Below are 16,916 nucleotides of genomic sequence, written 5' to 3'. Positions count from 1 at the left end.
GGTCGACCTAGACCGAGTCTGCCACGGCCTCGGGGATCGTGGTTGCCCCACGCGTCAACAGCAAGGTCGTGCCCACCGTGGCCGGCGCATCGATGAGCGCCGCCACTACCGCGGCAACATCGGCGCGCGGCACCCCGCCCTTCGGCAGCGGTGGGGCGGACAGCGCGACAAGGCCCGTTGGGGGATCGTTCGTCAGGCGGCCAGGTCGCAGGATCGTCCAGTCCAGCCCGTCGCGGCCGCGCAGGTCCTCCTCCGCGGCGGTCTTGGCCCGCAGGTACGCCGTCCACACCTCGCCGGCGTCGTCGGGGATGGGCTCGCCGGCGCCGAAGGTGGAGATCTGGATGAACCGGCGTGCTCCCGCGCGCTCCGCCGCGTCCGCGAGCAGGACCGCGGCCGCGCGATCCACGGTGTCCTTGCGCGCTGCTCCGCTGTTCGGGCCGGCCCCTGCCGCGAACACCGCGACATCGGCACCTTCGAGGGCGAGGGCCGCCTCGTCGACCGTCGAGTGCTCGAGGTCCAGCAGGATGGCCTCGCCGCCGAGCGCATGAATCTCGTGGGCGTGGCTCGGGTTGCGGATCAGTGCGACCGCGGAATCTCCCCGGGCGACGAGCAACTCGATCAGGTGCTGGGCGATCTGACCGTGACCACCGGCAATGACAACACGATGCGACATGAAGAGCCTTTCCATCCAGAGAAGCGTGCAATTATCCTGACGGGGATCACCAGGGGCGGGCGCGCAGCACCACGTCGACGGCGCTGCCCTTGGGGGTGCTGCGGAACTGGTGGTGCAACTGCTCCACGCGCAGTCCCGCAGCGGCATCCGCGAGGAGCGGTATGGTCGGCAGCACCGTGGGATCGGGCGGCCCGCCCACCCCGTGCTCGAGGTTCTCTCGCGCATGACCCAGATAGACCATGGTGCCAGTGGGTTCCAGCCACCGGCCCGCCGCCCCGACCACGGCGGCCAGCGTCTCCGCCGGCAAGTGCAGGTAGGACATCAGCACCAGGTCCACAGCTTCCCCTGGCTGCCACGTCGTCGCGTCGGCGACCATCCACTCGACGCGACCATCCGGATCGGAATCATGGGCATTGGCGATCGCCTGCTCGGACGAATCCACCCCGATCACCCGCCAGCCCAAGCTTGCCAGCCAGCGCGCGTTGCGCCCTTCCCCGCAGCCCAGATCGATCGCCGACCCTGGCGCGAGATCCTCGACGAGGCCGGGCAGCAGTGCCGCGGGCTCCCCGCCCCACGGCCGCGGCTCGGTGCGATACCGCTCGTTCCAATCCACGACTACCGAGGCTACTCGTTCCTGGTTCCCGTGCCCCGGCTGCTAGTCGAGCAGCGCGAACTCCGCCATCTCGAGGAGGCCATCAAGGGCGTCGGAGAGTGCGAGGGAGCGTTCGTGAACGCCCGGGGCGGTGAGGAGCTGATAGCGGTCGACGTCGCCCAGAGGGATGCAGTCGGCGAGCTCGTAGAGATGCCGCGCGGGAGTCTCGGATGCGCCGCCGAGCAGAGGCAGCTCGGGCATGGCGAGGCCGCTTCCGGGCATGTCCTGCCTCTCGGCGAGCTGCGCGAGGAGGCTGTAGAGCTCGGCGATGCGCGCCGCGAACGTGTGGAAGCCGGGCTCGACGGGTCCGTCGTTCTCGTCGGGCCAGGGCTCGATCTCCGCGCGCGGGAACGGCGCGTCATCGAGCCACTCGGTGACCCGGATGCGTTCGCGGCCGCGGCAGTCGAGCGCGTGCTGGCCGGGACCGATCTCCACGTGAGCGACGATCTCGGCGAGGGTGCCGACATCGTGCCGCTGCTCGCCGCCGCCGACCTCGGTGCCCCGCGCGATGAGCACCTGCCCGAATGTCGGCGCGCTGGCCTTCTCGAGGCAGTGGCGGACCATCGCCTGGTACCGCGGCTCGAACACGTGGAGCGGCATGGCTCCGCCGGGGAGCAGGACGGACCCGAGCGGGAACATCGGTGAGACGGTCATGCGGGAAGGAGCCCCGATATGGCGTCGATGAGCGGCGCGCCCACTAGCATCTCGGCATCGTTGTGCCCAGCTCCGGGCAGCACGACACGGGAATGCAGGTTGCGGGCGGAGTCGGCAACCTCAGCGCTCATGGAGGCGGGAATGATCTCGTCCGCGGTGCCGTAGGCGACAACAGTGGGGGCGGTGATCCGCTTGACGGCATCGAGCACGCGGAACCGATCGCGCAGCAGGCCATGCGGAAGGTAGGGGTAGTGGAGGCGGCCGACCGCCGCCAGGTCGGTGAAGGGCGAGCGCAGGACCAGGCCCGCCGGTGGATAGCGGAGCGCGAGGGAGGCCATGACGCCGCAGCCGAGGCTCTCGCCGAAATAGATCAAGCGCTCAGCCGGAACCGAGCGTTCCCTCCGCAGGTACCAGTAGGCGGCGCGGGCATCGAGCGCGAATCCCTCCTCGGAGGGGGAGCCTGGGTTGCCGCCGTAGCCGCGGTAGTCGAGAAGCAGGCTCGCGAACCCTTCGCGGGCGAGGGCTTCCGCGAGCGGCGCCCGGTCCGCCCGGTTTCCAGCGTTGCCGTGGGCGATGAGAACGGTGATGCCGCGCGGGGCGGTCCCGGGCACGGGCGATACATGCCACGCGTCGAGCGCGAGCCCATCATCCGTGTTGAGGCGTACCTCCTCGGCGGTGGGGAGCACGGAATGGGCGGCGGGCACTGCCGCGCCGTCGGGATAGTAGATGAGCTTGCGCTGCATGGCCCAGGCCACCGATCCCGCTGCTCCAGCAACGGCGAGCCCGGCTCCGCCCACGGCGAGGCCCCGCCCCCACAACCCATCGGTCAGTCCCATCCTGGTCCACCTCTCGGTCGGATCGATCACTCGCTATCCGAACCTACACCGGTGGTGGCAGGGTTGGCCTCATCATGGCGGCTGGCTCAGCCCTGGGGCGCGGCACGGAGCAGCTCGTGCGGCTTGTACTTCATGAAGCCCCGGTGCCGGGCAGACTTGACGGCCTTGACGCGGAACGCCGGGTGGTGCCGCAGGATGTCGGCGAGCTCGCCATCGACGAGGATGTCCCCGCCGGGCGCTGCGCTCGTCAGCCTGGCGGCGGTATTGACGACTTGCCCGTACAGATCGCCGAAGCGGGTGAGCGCGACGCCGTAGGCGAGGCCGATGTGCAGTAGGGGGAGCGACTCGTTGCTGTTGATGGCGCCCTGCAGGGCGATCGCGATGCGGGCGGCCGCGGCGGGCTGCTCGACGGAGAACATGATCTCGTCGCCAACGTTCTTGATCACCGAGCCGCCGTGCGCGGCAATGATCGAGGTGACGGTGTTCTCGAACGTGTTGAGCAGGCTGGCCAGGCCGGTGATGCTGTTCAGCCGGGTGAGATCGGTGTAGCCGACCATGTCGGCGAATCCCACGACGAGGGCCTGGCTGGAAGTGTCCTCGTCCGGCCCGGCGAGGTAGCGACCGGCGCGAGCAGCGAGGTGGCGGCGCCACACATAGGTCTGCATGGCGTGGACCACGGGAACCCACTCGCGGACGAGATCGGCCGCGTCGTCGAGCAGCTCAGTGGGGGAGAGGGGCGGGTCGAGGGCCATGCGTTCCTCCACCAGCTCGAGGACCCGCTCGTTGAGCAGGGGCACCTGCCATTCGGCGATGCGCGAGAAGGACTGGCCGAGGGCGCGGGTCATGCCCACGGCCAGCTCCGGGGTGAGGATCCCCGCGGCCTCGAGCTGGGCGAGGGTGCGGACCGCATTGATGTCGGACTCGGTGTAGAGGACGGAGTCGGCGTTCGGGGCCGTGGCGAAGCCAAGCGCGCGCCACAGCTCCTGCGCGTACTCGGGGCTCACGCCGGCGCGCTCGGCCACCTGGGACCGGGTGTAGCGGCGCGCCTCGCCGAGGAGGGCCTTCTCCACCTCGGACTGGATCAGGCGCATGATCAATGGCCGGGGCTCGGTCTTCTCGTCGCCGCTCTTTGTCCTGCGTGGTGGCACGAACAAGGGCTCGGTGGGCGCGTTGGCGTTCGCGTCGGCGATGTCGTCAAACGATGCCATCTCTGCCGTCCCTGGTGGTTGTCCGATCGATGAGTGCCAGTGGCCTCTATCGTCGATGATGCAGTGGGCAAACCCGTGTATTTGCCGCGTCGGCGGCGTCACGCCGCTGCGGCACGCCGCTGCGGCACGTGATCCTCGTCCCATTGGGGCCCGGATCCCGTAACAAGATCATCCCTGTGCTCGATCACCGGAACAGATAGTGATCGATATGGCTCCGGATGCGTGAACAGCGCATCGAGCAAGGAATCAGGGGTGCAGGCATGAACAGTGTGCAGGTGATGATCGACGTGTGGTCGCGGGTCGACGGACCCATGACCGTCCTCGCGGTCGGGCTGCTCGCGATCTGCGCCGCCATTTCCGCGATCGGGCTGATCGTCGATGAGGGTCACCGGGCGCGCTGGGCGTTCCCGCTCGGCCTGATCATCGCAGGCGTAGCAGGCTTCCTCGCATCGATCTTCCTCGTCGTGCCCAGAGCCTCCGCGGGCGACAGCCTCCTGCCCGAGCTCGCTACGCTTGTGACGTTCGCCGGCGTGCCCGCCACGGTCTTCGTCCTCGTCACCAGTGGCAGCATCTACCTGCTCCGGTCCGTGCGTGACCTGCTCGCCGAGAATGGCCAGGTCCACGCGCACGCCTCCTAGCGCTCGCGACCCCAGCGGCAGCCCCTATCCGTGGGCGTGGGTGCCTCCAATGCCATGCAGCATCGAGTGCACCACCGGATCATCGAGGTAATAGCGCATATTGCGGCCGTCGCGCTGCACCCGGACCCAGTTGTGGCTGCGGAGCAGGCGCAGCGCGTGCGAGACGGCGGAGCTGGACATATCGAGAGCCTCGGCCAGGCCGGTGACGGTGATGCCCGGCGCCCGGTGCATGGCTAGCAGGATCCGTAGCCTGTTCGAGTCGGAGAGCAGCGCGAACCGCTGGGCCCAGAAGTCCACATCGGGAACCAGGGTGACCGCAGCGACGGCCTCGCGGGCCCGCTGGTCATCATCAAGCGTGGGATCAGCCATATCTTCCATTGTGCCCGCGGACGCGCCTTGGGGAGCGGTACTGATCGCGGAACGCGCATGCCCCGGCCACTACGATGTGGCCGGGGCATGCGTGAAAGAGCGTCGGTGATCTTTCCGTGAGTTTCGGACGCAGCTCCGCTATTGGCGCTCGCCTCGTCATCGAAGCAAGCCATGCGGAGGTCCTGAAACAAGTGTAGGTAAATCGTGAGATATCGCTGAGCCTATTTCCGTATCGGTGATATGGCGATGGTCACGTTAAATGGGAACACGGCACTGCTTCACAGGGAAAAACCACGAAACGGGCGCCCAAGCGCCACGCTGTAGGATGCAGGCAATCCATGGGACCTCGAGGAGCATGACTTGGACGTCGCCTACTTCGTCATCCCGTTCCTCGGCGGTGTGCTCGCGCTCGGTCTGCGGGTTCCACCGCTCGTGGGCTTCCTCGCGGCCGGCTTCTTGCTCAATGCCCTCGGATACGGGGAGCTGCCCGCGTTGTCGACCATCGCGGACCTCGGCGTGACGCTCCTGCTGTTCACCATCGGGCTCAAGCTCAACGTGCGAACGCTGCTGATGAAAGAGGTATGGGCGACGGCTAGCGCGCACCTCGTGCTGTCGACCGCGATGATGGTGGGCTTCCTCGCGCTGCTGAAGATCATCGGGTTCACCGCGCTCGCTGGCGCAGGCCTGCCAATGCTGCTGGTCCTCGGTTTCGCGCTGTCCTTCTCGAGCACGGTGTTCGCCGTGAAGATCCTGGACGACCGGGGCGAGTCGAAGGCCCTCTATGGGCGGCTCGCCATCGGCATCCTCATCATGCAGGACATCTTCGCGGTCATCTTCCTGACCGCCTCCACGGGCGAGCTGCCCAGCCCCCTGGCGTTCGCGCTGCTCGCGCTGGTCCCGCTGGCCCCCTTGCTCCGGTCGATGCTCGAGGTCGTCGGGCATGGCGAGATGCAGATCCTCTACGGCGTGGTGCTCGCACTCGGTGTCGGCTATGCGCTGTTCGACTTCGTCGGCCTCAAGGGCGACCTCGGCGCGCTGATCATCGGGATGATGCTGGCACCGCATCCCGCGGCAGTGAGCATGTCGCGCGCGCTATTCATGATGAAGGAGCTCTTCCTCGTGGGGTTCTTCGTCTCCATCGGCCTCACCGGGCTGCCCACATGGGAGACTTTCGGGCTGGCCTCGATGCTGCTGGTGCTGATCTTCGCGAAGTCGCTGCTGTTCATCGGCATCTTCCGGGCGTTCCGGCTGCGCCACCGCACCTCGTTCCTCGGCGCTCTCGGCCTGATGAACTATTCCGAGTTCGGCCTGATCGTGGCAGTGCTCGCGGCGAGCAACGGGTGGATCACCGACGAGTGGCTGGTGGTGCTCTCGCTCGCGGTCGCGCTGAGCTTCGCGATATCCGCCGTCGTCAATCGCTTCTCGACCGAGACCTATGCGAGCGTGGAGCAGCTCTGGCCCGAGGTGGACGAGACACGCCTCAATGCGATGGAGCGCCCGATCCGCATCGATAGCGCGCAGGCCGTGGTGCTCGGCATGGGCCGCGTGGGGCGCGCCGCGTACGAGCGGCTCGCCGAGGAGTTCGGCCTGGATGTGCTGGGCATCGATACCGATGCGGACCGTATCCATGACCTGCGCGAGAACGGCTACAACGCGGTCGAGGGCGACGCCACCGACCAGGACTTCTGGGAGAAGCTCGCGCTCGAGGATTCCGTGGCGATCATCATCCTCGCGCTACCGCTCTATGACTCCAATGCCCAGGCCCTTGATTACCTCAAGGGGCTCGGCTATAGCGGCGAGATCGCGGCGGTGGTGCAGCATCGCGACGAGATCGAGAAGATGTATGAGCATGGCGCCGATGATGTCTTCCACCTCTACGGCGGTGCCGGGTACGCGCTCGCGGGCCGGGCCGCCCAGGTCAAGGGTCTCGAGCCGATCCTCGACGAGGATGACCCGGAGTCATTGCGGTAGTCACAGCACGAGCCGTGGCGCCTCAGGCGTTGACGGTGGGGGACCAGGTCACGCGCAGGTCATCGCGCTGGCCGAAAGCCTCGAGATGCCGGGTGATGATCTCCTGGACCTCGGCGACGTCGCTTTCCTGGTGGGCCTGCACGGTCACGGTGATCCCGCGGGAACCAGCGGCGCACACCGCTACGCCGAGATCGAACAGGATCTCCACCTGGCGGCCTTCCTGCACCACCGGCACCTTGTGCCCGAAGTGGCTCGCCAGTTGCTTGACATATCGATCCGCGCGATCGGTGGCTATCCGAGCGACTGATTCAGGCATGGGATTCTCCGTTTTTCGGGATGGTAAGCCTAATAACGAAGAATGCTACTTCTGGATTCCGCCGGGGAATATCAGCTACGTCACAGTCAATTCAGCTGGCTGGTGTTAGCTGCGTTACTCGGCCCTCTTGCCAGGAGGCGGTTCGGGGGAATCGTTCAGCGGAAAAGGGCACCGAGCGCCATTGAGCGGAGCACGATCCGTGCCCGCCCGGCTGCATCCGGAAGCTCGCGACCCACCAGGCTGTGCGCGGTGGAGTTGAGCAGGCCGAACACGCCATGGGCCTTGATCCGGGCATCCCGCGCATCGATCCGGGGATCCTTCTCGATCAGCGCGCCCACCCATAGCTCGACGTAGCGGCGCTGCATGTGCCGTATCTCGCGGCGCGCCTCCCCGGGCAGGCTGTGCAGGTCACGGTCCTGTACCCGGATGAGGTCTGGCTGCCCGAGCGCGAAGTCGAGATGGTAGTCCACGAGGTCCTCGATGGCGTGCTCCGCCGATGATGCTTGCCCGGCGACCACTCGCGCGCCCATCAGCAGGCGGCGGCTCACGCTGCTCAGCAGTTCAACGAGCAGGGCTTCCTTGCTGGGGAAGTGGCGATAGATGGCGGGGCCGCTGATCCCGACGGCAGCGCCGATATCCTCGAGGCGGACCCCGCTGAAGCCGCGCTCGGCGATGAGCCGGGCCGCGGCGCGCAGCAACTGCTCGCGGCGGTCCGCCTTGAGCCGGGAACGCCTTGTCGACTCGGTTGCTGCGGCACGCGGTGACGTGGCCGGCTGCGTCATCCCGCTCCCTTCGCTCCAGGTGAAACCACATTAACCCACGTCACGGATGCGCCGGGGCCGCTACCGTGACTGCATGCGCGATATTCTGCCGTGGTTGCGTCACCGGGTCGCACGAGACGGGTCCTGTGGTCTGGTCACCGTCATCGAGACTCGCGGTTCCGCGCCGCGCGAGCCAGGCGCGGCGATGGCGATCGATGTGCGCGGCGACGTCGCGGGCGGTGTCTCCGGGGGATGCGTCGAGGCCGATGCGCACGCGCGGGCGATCCGCGCCGTGACCACTGGCATCGCGGAGCGGGTGGAGTATGGGCCGGGCGGCGAGCTCGGCGGAATCTCGCTCACCTGCGGCGGACGGATCGAGCTTCTCGTGGAGCGCGTGGATGAATCGACCTTTCCGGGGCTCGCCGAGCTGTGCGAAGCAGTGGCAGCAGGCAAGCCAGCCACGGCAGCGGTCACGGTCACGGACGGGGCGTCTCCCGCGCAGCGACTGGGCCAGCGCTGCACCATCGCGGGAGGACGGCTGTTCGGCATCCCGTTGCACGATGACATGCTCAGGGTCGAGTTCGGATCGGTGCCGCGCATGCTGATCCTTGGCTCCACGCCGCATGTGGCGGCGATGGCGGCGATGGGTAGCTTCCTCGGATTCGCTGTCACTGTGTGCGACCAGCGTCCCGTGTTCACCACCCGTGCCCGCTTCCCCGGCGCGAACGAGGTGGTGGTGGCTCGGCCTGCCGAGTTCCTGGATTCAGAGATCCGGCATGGCCGGGTGGATGACCGCACAGTGGTGCTGGTGATGACCCATGCCGACGGCGTGGACGTGGAGGTGTTGCAGCGCGCGCTCGCGGGCGATCAGGTGCTGGGCTTCGTGGGCGCGCTGGGATCCGCTGCGACAGCGCAGCGCAGGCGGGAGGAGCTGCGGCGGCGTGGCGTGGGCGAGCCCGCGCTGCGGATGCTCGTCTCGCCGGTGGGGCTCGGTGCTGCTGGCCGGTTGCCGCAGGAGGTCGCGGTATCGGTTGCCGCGCAGCTCGTGGCTGGCGGGCATGCACAGACCGGTGGGGCCGAGCGTGTGCTCGGCCCCACCGGCGCGATGCTGCTGCAGGGCTAGCCAGCTAGAACTGGCTCCCGGCTAGTGCAGGTGTCAGTTGACGGCGATGTTGCCACCGAGGCCGAGGTTGCCGCCCAGCAGGCTGTTGAGGTCGAAACCACCGTCGGCACCGAGGTTGAGGCCGAGGTCAGCGCTGCCGGTTCCGACGTTCGCGCCTCCATCAACGTTCGCGCCGCCGCCGATGAGAGCATCGATGCTGGAGGTATCGATGGTGAACTCGCCGCCGGCGCCGCCGCCACCGGTGGCCCCACCCTGGGCACCGAACAGTGCCTGGATGTCAGCCTCGGCCTGGGCGAGGAAGTCGAGCCAAGCCTGCTCGAGATCGAACTCACCGGTGAACTGGCCGCCGCCGGTGGCGCCGCCGCCGGTGCCGCCCTGGGCGCCGAAGTTGGCCTCGAGCCACGCGTTGAAGTCAGCCTCGGCCTGGTCGATCGCGGCCTGGAGATCGAAGCCGCCCTGGGTGCCGCCCTGGCCCTCGACGTTGATGTTGAACAGCTGCTCGAGGCTAGCGGTGTCAATGGCAACTCCGCCGCCGACGTTCGCGCCGCCGTCAGCGGTGCCGCCGAGGCCGAGGAGCGCGCCGAGGTCGATGCCACCACCGGCGCCAAGGTCGCCACCGATGCCGAGGTCGCTGCTGCCGGCGCCGAGGTCGATGCCGAGGTCGCCACCGAGGTTAGCGCTGGGCTGCGCCGAGGCTGCTCCGGCGAACGGGATGGTGAGGGCGGCCGAGGTCGCGGCGATCGCGGCTACGCGGGTGAATGCCTTCATTGTGGTTCCTCCTGAAGATGTCGTTGAGTGCAGGCGTATATGCAGTGTCTCACGGGAAAGTCGGGTTTCGTGAGGGTTACCGCTGTTGCGCACTGTCAAACAGTAGATCGTTGATCCTTCTGTGATTGTTACAGGTCCGGAAAGAAATTTTCCACCGTACGCGTGTGAGTTGCATTGTCCGGAGAAACTGCTGTTCAGCGGGTATTTTGGCGTCTGGCGAAGCGTGCGGGGATCGGGTAGTCCAGTACGCGTGCACGAACTGTGATCGTCCATCCGTGAATGGCTTCACTGTGTCATGAATCTGCTACCGGCTGTGGATTCCTTTCCTTTGGGCCTGCTCAGGGGTTAATACGGATCTGCCCCCGTTCCGGATTGGCGGCCACGCGGGCGCGGTCCCGGAGTGATATGGACAACACGGAGCGCGCGCGCTAGCCTCGGTTCGGTTACTCATCATTAACTCAAATCATGGGGTGTGGGAATGGCACTAGATCGGGAAGCCAACCGATCCGCGCATCAGCGGCTCGTCGCGGAGCTCAACGAGGCGACGCGCGCCACCGCGCTCGGTGGCAGCGAGCGCGCCCGCGAGAAGCATCTCGCCCGGGGCAAGCTGCTGCCCCGCGATCGCGTGAACCAGCTCCTCGACCACGGCAGTCCCTTCCTCGAGATCGCCCCGCTCGCCGCGAACGGCATGTACAACGATGAGGCACCCGGCGCTGGCGTCATTGGTGGCATCGGGCGCATCGCTGGACGGCTCTGCCTCGTCCTCGCCAACGACGCCACCGTCAAGGGCGGCACCTACTACCCGATGAGCGTCAAGAAGCACCTGCGGGCGCAAGAGATCGCGATGCAGAACAACCTGCCCTGCGTCTACCTCGTGGACTCCGGGGGTGGCTACCTGCCCAAGCAGGACGAGGTGTTCCCCGATCGCGAGCACTTCGGCCGCATCTTCTTCAACCAGGCCAACATGAGCGCGCGCGGAATCGCCCAGATCGCCGCCGTCATGGGATCGTGCACCGCGGGCGGCGCCTACGTGCCCGCCATGAGCGACGAGACCGTCATCGTCCGCGGACAGGGCACCATCTTCCTTGGCGGACCACCCCTGGTGAAGGCCGCCACCGGCGAGATCGTCACCGCCGAGGAGCTCGGTGGCGGGGAGCTCCACGCCAAGGTATCCGGCGTCACCGACCATCTCGCTGAGGACGATCAGGACGCCTTGCGCATCGTCCGGGGCATTGTCGATACCCTCCCGGCCACCCCGCCGGTGCCGTGGAACCACCAGCCCGCCACCGGCCCCGAGCGCGACCAGTCCGCGCTCTATGACGTCGTGCCCACCGATTCGCGGATCCCCTACGACGTTCACGACGTGCTCGAGATCCTCGTCGATGGCGGGCACTACCAGGAGTTCAAGGCCGAGTACGGCAAGACACTGGTCACCGCGTTCGCCCGCATCCACGGCCATCCCGTCGGCATCATCGCCAACAACGGCATCCTGTTCGGGGAATCCGCGGTCAAGGGCGCCCACTTCATCGAGCTCTGCGACCAGCGCCGCATCCCGCTGCTCTTCCTGCAGAACATCAGCGGCTTCATGGTGGGCCGGGACTATGAGGCCGGCGGCATCGCCAAGCATGGCGCCAAGATGGTCACCGCGGTGGCGTGCGCGCGCGTGCCCAAGCTGACCGTGGTCATCGGGGGTTCCTACGGCGCGGGCAACTACTCGATGTGCGGGCGTGCCTACTCGCCCCGGTTCCTGTGGATGTGGCCCAATGCGCGGATCTCGGTGATGGGCGGCGAGCAAGCGGCCTCCGTGCTGTCCACCGTGCGCCGCGATCAGCTCGAGGCACAGGGCAAGGAATGGTCGGCCGAGGACGAGGAAGAGTTCAAGAAGCCCATCCGTGACCAGTACGAGGCACAGGGCAACCCCTACTACTCCACCGCGCGGCTGTGGGATGACGGGATCATCGATCCCGCCGACACCCGCGCTGTGCTCGGCCTTGCCCTCGACGCGTGCGCGCACGCGCCTCTCGAGCCGATCGCGCATGGCGTGTTTCGCATGTGATCGCCGTCATCCGGCACCTAGAGTGATCTTGCCGCCTTCCTGCCACGTGTGATGGCGGCAGGAAGGCCAGGCACACCGTCATGCGCAAGTGGATCATCACGTTCCGCGACTCGTTCTGGTTCCTGCCCACCGTCCTGGGCATCATCGCCCTGGCGTTGTCGCAGGTACTGATCCGCATCGATGTGACGATCCAGCGGCTTGGCCCCGACGTGGCCGGCTCGCTGTACTACACCGTCGGCGTGAGCGGCAGCCGCGATATCCTCACCGCGATCGGTGGCTCCATGCTCGCCGTCGCCGCGACGTCGTTCTCGATCACCATCTCCGTCCTCGCCATCGCGAGCTCCACCTACGGGCCGCGCCTCGTGCGCAACTTCATGGCCGACCGGGCCAATCAATTCGTCCTTGGCATCTATGGCGCCACGTTCCTGTACTGCCTGTTGGTGCTGCGCTCCATCCGTTCCGAGACCGACCAGGGCGGGGAGTTCATCCCGGATCTCGCGGTGAACGTCGCCGTGCTGGTCGCGGTGCTCGACGTAGCGGTGCTCGTCTTCTTCATTCATCACATCGCCGATTCCATCCAGGTGCCCACCCTGCTAGCCCGGGTGCGCGGCGAGATGGTCAGCGCCCTGGACGACCTCTACCCCGAGGACCAGCCCGATCACGCCGTCAGCGCTGTCGCGTCCGATCCGGGCACGGGCACTGCCGTGCGGGCGACTGGCTTCGGCTTCGTCATGGTCGTCAACGAGGCCCGGCTGCTCGATCTCGCCGACGAGCATGACTGCCGCATCGAGGTCCGCGCGGGAACGGGCACCCACCTCGTCGCGGGGGAGGCCCTCGCGACGGTGCACGGAACTGAGGAGCCCAGCGAGGACATGGCCGCTGCGATCCGGGCCGCGTTCGTCCTCGCCGAGTCCCGCAGTCCCCGCCAGGACATCGTGTTCGCCGTGCAGCAGCTCACCGAGATGGCGATCCGGGCACTCTCGCCGAGCATGAACGATCCTTACACCGCCAGCAATGCTCTTGATGAGCTCGCCGTCGGACTCGTCCCCCTCGCGCAGCGGCCCGACCCGCTTCTGGGCAGGACCGGCAACGAGGGTGCCTTGCGGCTCGTCATTGCCAGGGTGCCGCCCGCTGAGCTGATCGGCGGCGTGCTCGAGGCGTTGCGCCACTACGCGCTCGATCACCCTCTCGCGGTCAAGGCCACGATCCTGCTCGCCGAGCGCATCGGCACCTCCACCAACCAGGATCATCTCGCTGAGCTCGTGATCGACCACCTCACGCGGCTCCGCGCCGAGTACACCGATCACGCCGAGCGCGACGCTGACAAGGATGCCGCGGCCGCCCGCGTCGACGCGGCGCTATACGCGATTTCCGGCAAAACGACCCGCTGACAATGTGATCCGTGCCACCTTTGCTAGTGCCCAGCACGCGATAGGCATGAAAGCAGGTGGTCCGTGGCCGAGAACCTGGGACGTCGTCAGTTCCTTACCTTTCTCGTCGCCGCGCCCATCCTCACCGTGGGCGCCCAATGGGCCATCCCCGGCACGAGCCCCACGGCGCGCGCGCAGCCAGGAGCCCCGGGCATACCTAGCAACCCCGAGGCCGGGCAGATCGTCGACATCGGTGACCTCTTCATCACCGTCGGGCTGCCCACCGCGCTGATCCTCGTCATCGAGGTCGCCCCGGACGGCCGTATCCGCTTCGAGCTGCCCCGTGCCGAGATCGGCCAGGGAATCAACACCGCCACCGCCATGATCGTCGCCGACGAGCTCGACGTCCCTGTCGACCGCGTTGATGTGCGCCTCGCCCCGGCCAAGCCCGAGCTGCTGTTCAACCAGTTCACGGGAAGCTCGAACACCATCCGATCGCTCTGGCACCCTTTGCGGGCTGTTGCCTCGGTGGTGCGGGCCCGGCTCATCGCCGCCGCGGCCGCGCGCCTGCTCGTCCTGCCGGCCGACCTGCGCACGGAGAATGGCCGGGTCGTCGCCCGCGACGGCCGCTCCCTCGGCTACGGAGAGCTTTCCGCCGGCGCGGCCAACCCTTCGCTCGCCGATGTCACAGCCCGCCCCAAGGACAGCCACCGCACCGTCGGCACCCCCACCCGCCGCAAGGATGCGCGCGCCATGGTCACCGGGGAGCTCGCCTACACCCTCGACCTCGACATACCCGGTGCCAAGCCCGTCATGGTGCGCCGCCCGCCCACCATTAACGGCAGTCCCGAATGGTTCGACGAGGCCACCGCCCGCCAGCAGCCCGGCGTCATCGACGTCGCCATGATCCCCACCGGCATCGCCATCATGGCCGAGACCTTCGGCGAGGCACTCGACGCCACCCGCGCGTTCGACGTCACCTGGAAGCCTGGCACGATCGACGGGCTCTCCGACCCCGATATCCGCGCCCAGCTCCGCGGGGTCATCCCCGCGTATGACGACCCGCCCCTCGGCTCCGGCAGCCTCGCATCCGGCGTCCTCGACGCCGAGTACGACTTCGCGTTCGCCAGCCACGCCCCCCTCGAGCCCAACACCGCCATCGCTGACGTGCGCCCTGGCCGCGCCGAGATCTGGTCGGCCCTGCAATCCCCGATCATCACCCGCGAGCACATCGCCCTCGAGCTCGGCCTGCCGCTCGACAAGGTCATCGTGCACGTCATCCAGGCTGGCGGCAGCTTCGGGCGCCGCCTCTTCTACGACGGTGCCCTCGAGGCCGCGCGCATCTCCCGCGCCATGGGCAAGCCCGTCAAGCTGATGTGGAGCCGCATCGACGACATGCGCCACGGCCGCGCCCGGCCCGCCTCGCACCACCGCCTCCGCGCCCGCCTCAGCACCAGCGCTGTGGCGGCGTTCCACCATCGCGCCGGATACGTCGAGACTGATTTCCGCCACGGCCTCGGCGAGATCCTCACCGCCGCCTACACGCAGCTGCCCGTCGTCGGCAATCCGGTCTTCGGGCAAACCCTCTTCCACCTCACCCAGTTCACCCCCTACGAGGTCGGCGCCAAGACCCACGAGCTGTTCGAGATCCCCCTGCGCATGCCCACCGGAAGCTGGCGCGGCGTCTACTCCGGCAACACCCGCGGCTGCGAGGAGATGTTCATCGACGAGATCGCCCAGCATCTCGGTCGCGATCCCGTCGAGTACCGTCGCGCCATCATCAAGGACCACCGCGTCCGCGACGTGCTCGATACCGTCGCCCGCGAGGGCAACTGGGGGCGCGACATGCCGCCGGGATTCGGCCAGGGAGTCGGCGTGCACGAGGAATACCGCTCCGCCATCGCCGTGCTTGTCGAGATCGACGCCCGCGACCCCCGCAATCCCCGCGTCACCAAGGCCGTCATCGCTGTCGACGTCGGCAAGACCATCAACCCCTTGGGGCTCGAGGCGCAGATGCAGGGCGGCCTCAGCGACGCCATCGCCACTACTCTCAGCGCCGGGCTGCACATCGTCGATGGGCTGCCCCTCGAGGGCTCGTACTCGCAGTACCACTACCCGCGGCAAGGCGACTCGCCGCCCGACGTCACCGTGCACATCCTTGAGGGCAGCGACGAGCCAGGTGGCGCGGGGGAGCTCGGCGTCCCTGCCTCGGTCGGTGCCGTGGCCAACGCCTACGCCCGCGCGACCGGCACCAGGCCCCGCTCGTTCCCCATCAATTTCGACATCGACTTCGAGCCCTTCCCCCGCTAGCCCCCTTCCGGAGGTGCCCCCGCATGCCCAGCTATTCGTTCCGAGTCAACGGCCGTGACGTCAGGGTGGATGCTGCCCCTGGCCTTCCGCTGCTGTGGGTGCTTCGCGACAAGCTCGGCATCACCGGGCCGAAATTCGGCTGCGGCATCGACGTGTGCAAGGCCTGCACCAGTCACCTCGACGGCGCCGCGATACGGCCGTGTGTCACTCCCGTCGAGGAGGTGGCCGGGCACGACATCACGACCATCGAGGGACTAGCCAGCGGGGGGCAGCTGCACGCCGTCCAGCAAGCCTGGATCGATCTCGATGTCGCGCAATGCGGATATTGCCAGCCGGGACAGATCATGGCTGCCGTGGACCTGCTGCGCCGCAACCCGCGCCCCACTGATGCCGATATCGACGAGGTCATCAACGTATGCCGGTGCGGCACCTACCCGCGCATCCGGGCCGCGATCAAGCGCGCGGCGGGGCTGGGCTAGTCCACCCTGGCGCTAGGTCGATGGCCTCTGCCTCGAGGCCAGCCGGTCGCCGGAGCCCGGCAGGCGGGTTGTGTGCGGTCCTGTACCCCCGGACGGCCGCGAGAGGGTGCAAAAGGTAACACTTCCGAGGCGAGGAAGCCGCCGGGCTACTGGGCGGGCGGATATCCGGGGGGCGCCGCCTGCCCGGGCGGGGTGCGCCGCCGCAACAGGAAGATCACCAGCCACAGCAGGAACCCACCGAAGAGGCCCACCCCGAGCGCCGCGACAGCACCGAGCACGAGGCCGACGAACCCGAAAACCGATGACCACGCGCCCACCCCATAGATGACGCTGGAGTCCTCGCTCGTGCACAGCACCGAGTAGTCGCCGGGCGGCGTCGGCTCCGATGACCGGAGGATGACATGCCAGGAGCGGGACCCCACGGTGATGGTCTCGGAAGCGCTGAGGCCCCGCATCGGGACGGTGGCACCGCTGGCATCGGACACCTCGCACTCCAGCGACGCCCGCTCGGTATCAGCGAAGATCGTGAGGCCTTCCTCCTCGATCGATGCCTCGATTGGCTGGTTGGCGCGCGTCTCCGCCGTGACGAAGGGGAACTCGCTGACCGCGCGCCAGGCGAGGAGCGCGCCGAGCGCGATGCCCACGACGACGAGCGCGGCGACCAGCAGGTACCACCGGGAGGAGGGGGTTCGGGCGGGGGTGCTGCGCTGCGACATCTGGGACCTCCGGTGC

General features: G+C 68.0%; 17 protein-coding genes. 7 read left to right on the top strand and 10 right to left on the bottom strand.

What is annotated here, in order from left to right; all coding sequences use genetic code 11:
* Positions 1–7 precede the first annotated feature (7 nt).
* The 5 genes from QC765_RS07940 to QC765_RS07920 form a co-directional block, all read right to left on the bottom strand.
* Entirely contained in the window at positions 8–673 is a 666-nt protein-coding gene (locus QC765_RS07940; protein ID WP_278313909.1) for an NAD(P)H-binding protein, read from the bottom strand.
* A gap of 46 nt (positions 674–719) precedes the next feature.
* Positions 720–1,286, bottom strand: coding sequence for a class I SAM-dependent methyltransferase (locus QC765_RS07935; RefSeq protein ID WP_278313908.1), 567 nt, complete (start codon positions 1,284–1,286; stop codon positions 720–722).
* Between the two features lie 42 nt (positions 1,287–1,328).
* Complete coding sequence (locus QC765_RS07930) at positions 1,329–1,979, bottom strand: LON peptidase substrate-binding domain-containing protein (RefSeq protein WP_278313907.1); 651 nt, start codon at positions 1,977–1,979, stop codon at positions 1,329–1,331.
* The gene (locus tag QC765_RS07925; RefSeq protein WP_373876704.1) at positions 1,976–2,815 is read right to left on the bottom strand and encodes an alpha/beta hydrolase; all 840 of its coding nucleotides are present in this window, start codon (positions 2,813–2,815) and stop codon (positions 1,976–1,978) included. Before QC765_RS07925 ends, QC765_RS07930 begins: the two co-directional genes overlap by 4 nt.
* 86 nt (positions 2,816–2,901) lie before the next feature.
* Positions 2,902–4,023, bottom strand: a complete 1,122-nt coding sequence (locus QC765_RS07920) for an adenylate/guanylate cyclase domain-containing protein (RefSeq protein ID WP_278313906.1) — start codon at positions 4,021–4,023, stop codon at positions 2,902–2,904.
* A 260-nt stretch (positions 4,024–4,283) separates the two neighbouring features.
* Here QC765_RS07920 and QC765_RS07915 point away from each other — a divergent pair, with 260 nt between their 5' ends.
* The gene (locus tag QC765_RS07915; RefSeq protein WP_278313905.1) at positions 4,284–4,661 is read left to right on the top strand and encodes a hypothetical protein; all 378 of its coding nucleotides are present in this window, start codon (positions 4,284–4,286) and stop codon (positions 4,659–4,661) included.
* A gap of 24 nt (positions 4,662–4,685) precedes the next feature.
* Here the strand turns inward: QC765_RS07915 and QC765_RS07910 are convergent, their stop codons facing one another.
* Positions 4,686–5,030, bottom strand: a complete 345-nt coding sequence (locus QC765_RS07910) for an ArsR/SmtB family transcription factor (protein ID WP_278313904.1) — start codon at positions 5,028–5,030, stop codon at positions 4,686–4,688.
* Between the two features lie 360 nt (positions 5,031–5,390).
* Here QC765_RS07910 and QC765_RS07905 point away from each other — a divergent pair, with 360 nt between their 5' ends.
* On the top strand, positions 5,391–7,001 hold the full coding sequence (locus QC765_RS07905) for a cation:proton antiporter domain-containing protein (protein WP_278313903.1): 1,611 nt from the start codon (positions 5,391–5,393) through the stop codon (positions 6,999–7,001).
* A gap of 22 nt (positions 7,002–7,023) precedes the next feature.
* Here the strand turns inward: QC765_RS07905 and QC765_RS07900 are convergent, their stop codons facing one another.
* Both QC765_RS07900 and QC765_RS07895 read right to left on the bottom strand, forming a co-directional pair.
* Entirely contained in the window at positions 7,024–7,317 is a 294-nt protein-coding gene (locus tag QC765_RS07900) for a DUF2218 domain-containing protein (protein WP_278313902.1), read from the bottom strand.
* Between the two features lie 155 nt (positions 7,318–7,472).
* A complete protein-coding gene (locus tag QC765_RS07895; protein WP_278313901.1) occupies positions 7,473–8,099 on the bottom strand; it encodes an SACE_7040 family transcriptional regulator in 627 nt (208 codons plus the stop codon).
* Positions 8,100–8,172: 73 nt separating this feature from the next.
* Between QC765_RS07895 and QC765_RS07890 the strand changes: the two genes are divergently transcribed.
* Positions 8,173–9,201 (top strand): XdhC family protein, encoded by a 1,029-nt coding sequence (locus QC765_RS07890; protein ID WP_278313900.1) that lies wholly within the window; start codon positions 8,173–8,175, stop codon positions 9,199–9,201.
* A gap of 33 nt (positions 9,202–9,234) precedes the next feature.
* Here QC765_RS07890 and QC765_RS07885 read toward each other — a convergent pair whose 3' ends face one another.
* Positions 9,235–9,969 carry a hypothetical protein gene (locus QC765_RS07885; RefSeq protein ID WP_278313899.1) on the bottom strand — a complete coding sequence of 245 codons (735 nt, stop codon included), beginning with the start codon at positions 9,967–9,969 and terminating at the stop codon, positions 9,235–9,237.
* 478 nt (positions 9,970–10,447) lie between these two features.
* Between QC765_RS07885 and QC765_RS07880 the strand changes: the two genes are divergently transcribed.
* From QC765_RS07880 to QC765_RS07865, 4 genes are all read left to right on the top strand, one after another.
* A complete protein-coding gene (locus QC765_RS07880) occupies positions 10,448–12,025 on the top strand; it encodes a carboxyl transferase domain-containing protein (RefSeq protein WP_278313898.1) in 1,578 nt (525 codons plus the stop codon).
* 80 nt (positions 12,026–12,105) lie between these two features.
* The gene (locus tag QC765_RS07875; RefSeq protein ID WP_278313897.1) at positions 12,106–13,416 is read left to right on the top strand and encodes a DUF2254 domain-containing protein; all 1,311 of its coding nucleotides are present in this window, start codon (positions 12,106–12,108) and stop codon (positions 13,414–13,416) included.
* 63 nt (positions 13,417–13,479) lie between these two features.
* Entirely contained in the window at positions 13,480–15,705 is a 2,226-nt protein-coding gene (locus tag QC765_RS07870) for a xanthine dehydrogenase family protein molybdopterin-binding subunit (protein WP_278313896.1), read from the top strand.
* 23 nt (positions 15,706–15,728) lie between these two features.
* Positions 15,729–16,184 (top strand): (2Fe-2S)-binding protein, encoded by a 456-nt coding sequence (locus tag QC765_RS07865; RefSeq protein ID WP_278313895.1) that lies wholly within the window; start codon positions 15,729–15,731, stop codon positions 16,182–16,184.
* A 146-nt stretch (positions 16,185–16,330) separates the two neighbouring features.
* On the opposite strand, the gene QC765_RS07860 is transcribed toward QC765_RS07865, so the two are convergent.
* On the bottom strand, positions 16,331–16,900 hold the full coding sequence (locus QC765_RS07860; RefSeq protein ID WP_278313894.1) for a hypothetical protein: 570 nt from the start codon (positions 16,898–16,900) through the stop codon (positions 16,331–16,333).
* Positions 16,901–16,916: the final 16 nt, after the last annotated feature.

This window comes from Hoyosella levis (assembly GCF_026008515.1).
Taxonomy (GTDB): domain Bacteria; phylum Actinomycetota; class Actinomycetes; order Mycobacteriales; family Mycobacteriaceae; genus Lolliginicoccus; species Lolliginicoccus levis.
Note: the sequence above shows the minus strand (reverse complement) of the source record. Positions and strands in the feature narration are given on the sequence as shown.

Coding starts and splice junctions, on each gene's coding strand:
- QC765_RS07865 (WP_278313895.1), top strand. CDS start 15,729: ATGCCCAGCTATTCGTTCCGAGTCAACGGCCGTGACGTCAGGGTGGAT.
- QC765_RS07920 (WP_278313906.1), bottom strand. CDS start 4,023: ATGGCATCGTTTGACGACATCGCCGACGCGAACGCCAACGCGCCCACC.
- QC765_RS07895 (WP_278313901.1), bottom strand. CDS start 8,099: ATGACGCAGCCGGCCACGTCACCGCGTGCCGCAGCAACCGAGTCGACA.
- QC765_RS07915 (WP_278313905.1), top strand. CDS start 4,284: ATGAACAGTGTGCAGGTGATGATCGACGTGTGGTCGCGGGTCGACGGA.
- QC765_RS07875 (WP_278313897.1), top strand. CDS start 12,106: ATGCGCAAGTGGATCATCACGTTCCGCGACTCGTTCTGGTTCCTGCCC.
- QC765_RS07900 (WP_278313902.1), bottom strand. CDS start 7,317: ATGCCTGAATCAGTCGCTCGGATAGCCACCGATCGCGCGGATCGATAT.
- QC765_RS07880 (WP_278313898.1), top strand. CDS start 10,448: ATGGCACTAGATCGGGAAGCCAACCGATCCGCGCATCAGCGGCTCGTC.
- QC765_RS07925 (WP_373876704.1), bottom strand. CDS start 2,815: ATGGGACTGACCGATGGGTTGTGGGGGCGGGGCCTCGCCGTGGGCGGA.
- QC765_RS07910 (WP_278313904.1), bottom strand. CDS start 5,030: ATGGCTGATCCCACGCTTGATGATGACCAGCGGGCCCGCGAGGCCGTC.
- QC765_RS07890 (WP_278313900.1), top strand. CDS start 8,173: ATGCGCGATATTCTGCCGTGGTTGCGTCACCGGGTCGCACGAGACGGG.
- QC765_RS07930 (WP_278313907.1), bottom strand. CDS start 1,979: ATGACCGTCTCACCGATGTTCCCGCTCGGGTCCGTCCTGCTCCCCGGC.
- QC765_RS07860 (WP_278313894.1), bottom strand. CDS start 16,900: ATGTCGCAGCGCAGCACCCCCGCCCGAACCCCCTCCTCCCGGTGGTAC.
- QC765_RS07885 (WP_278313899.1), bottom strand. CDS start 9,969: ATGAAGGCATTCACCCGCGTAGCCGCGATCGCCGCGACCTCGGCCGCC.
- QC765_RS07940 (WP_278313909.1), bottom strand. CDS start 673: ATGTCGCATCGTGTTGTCATTGCCGGTGGTCACGGTCAGATCGCCCAG.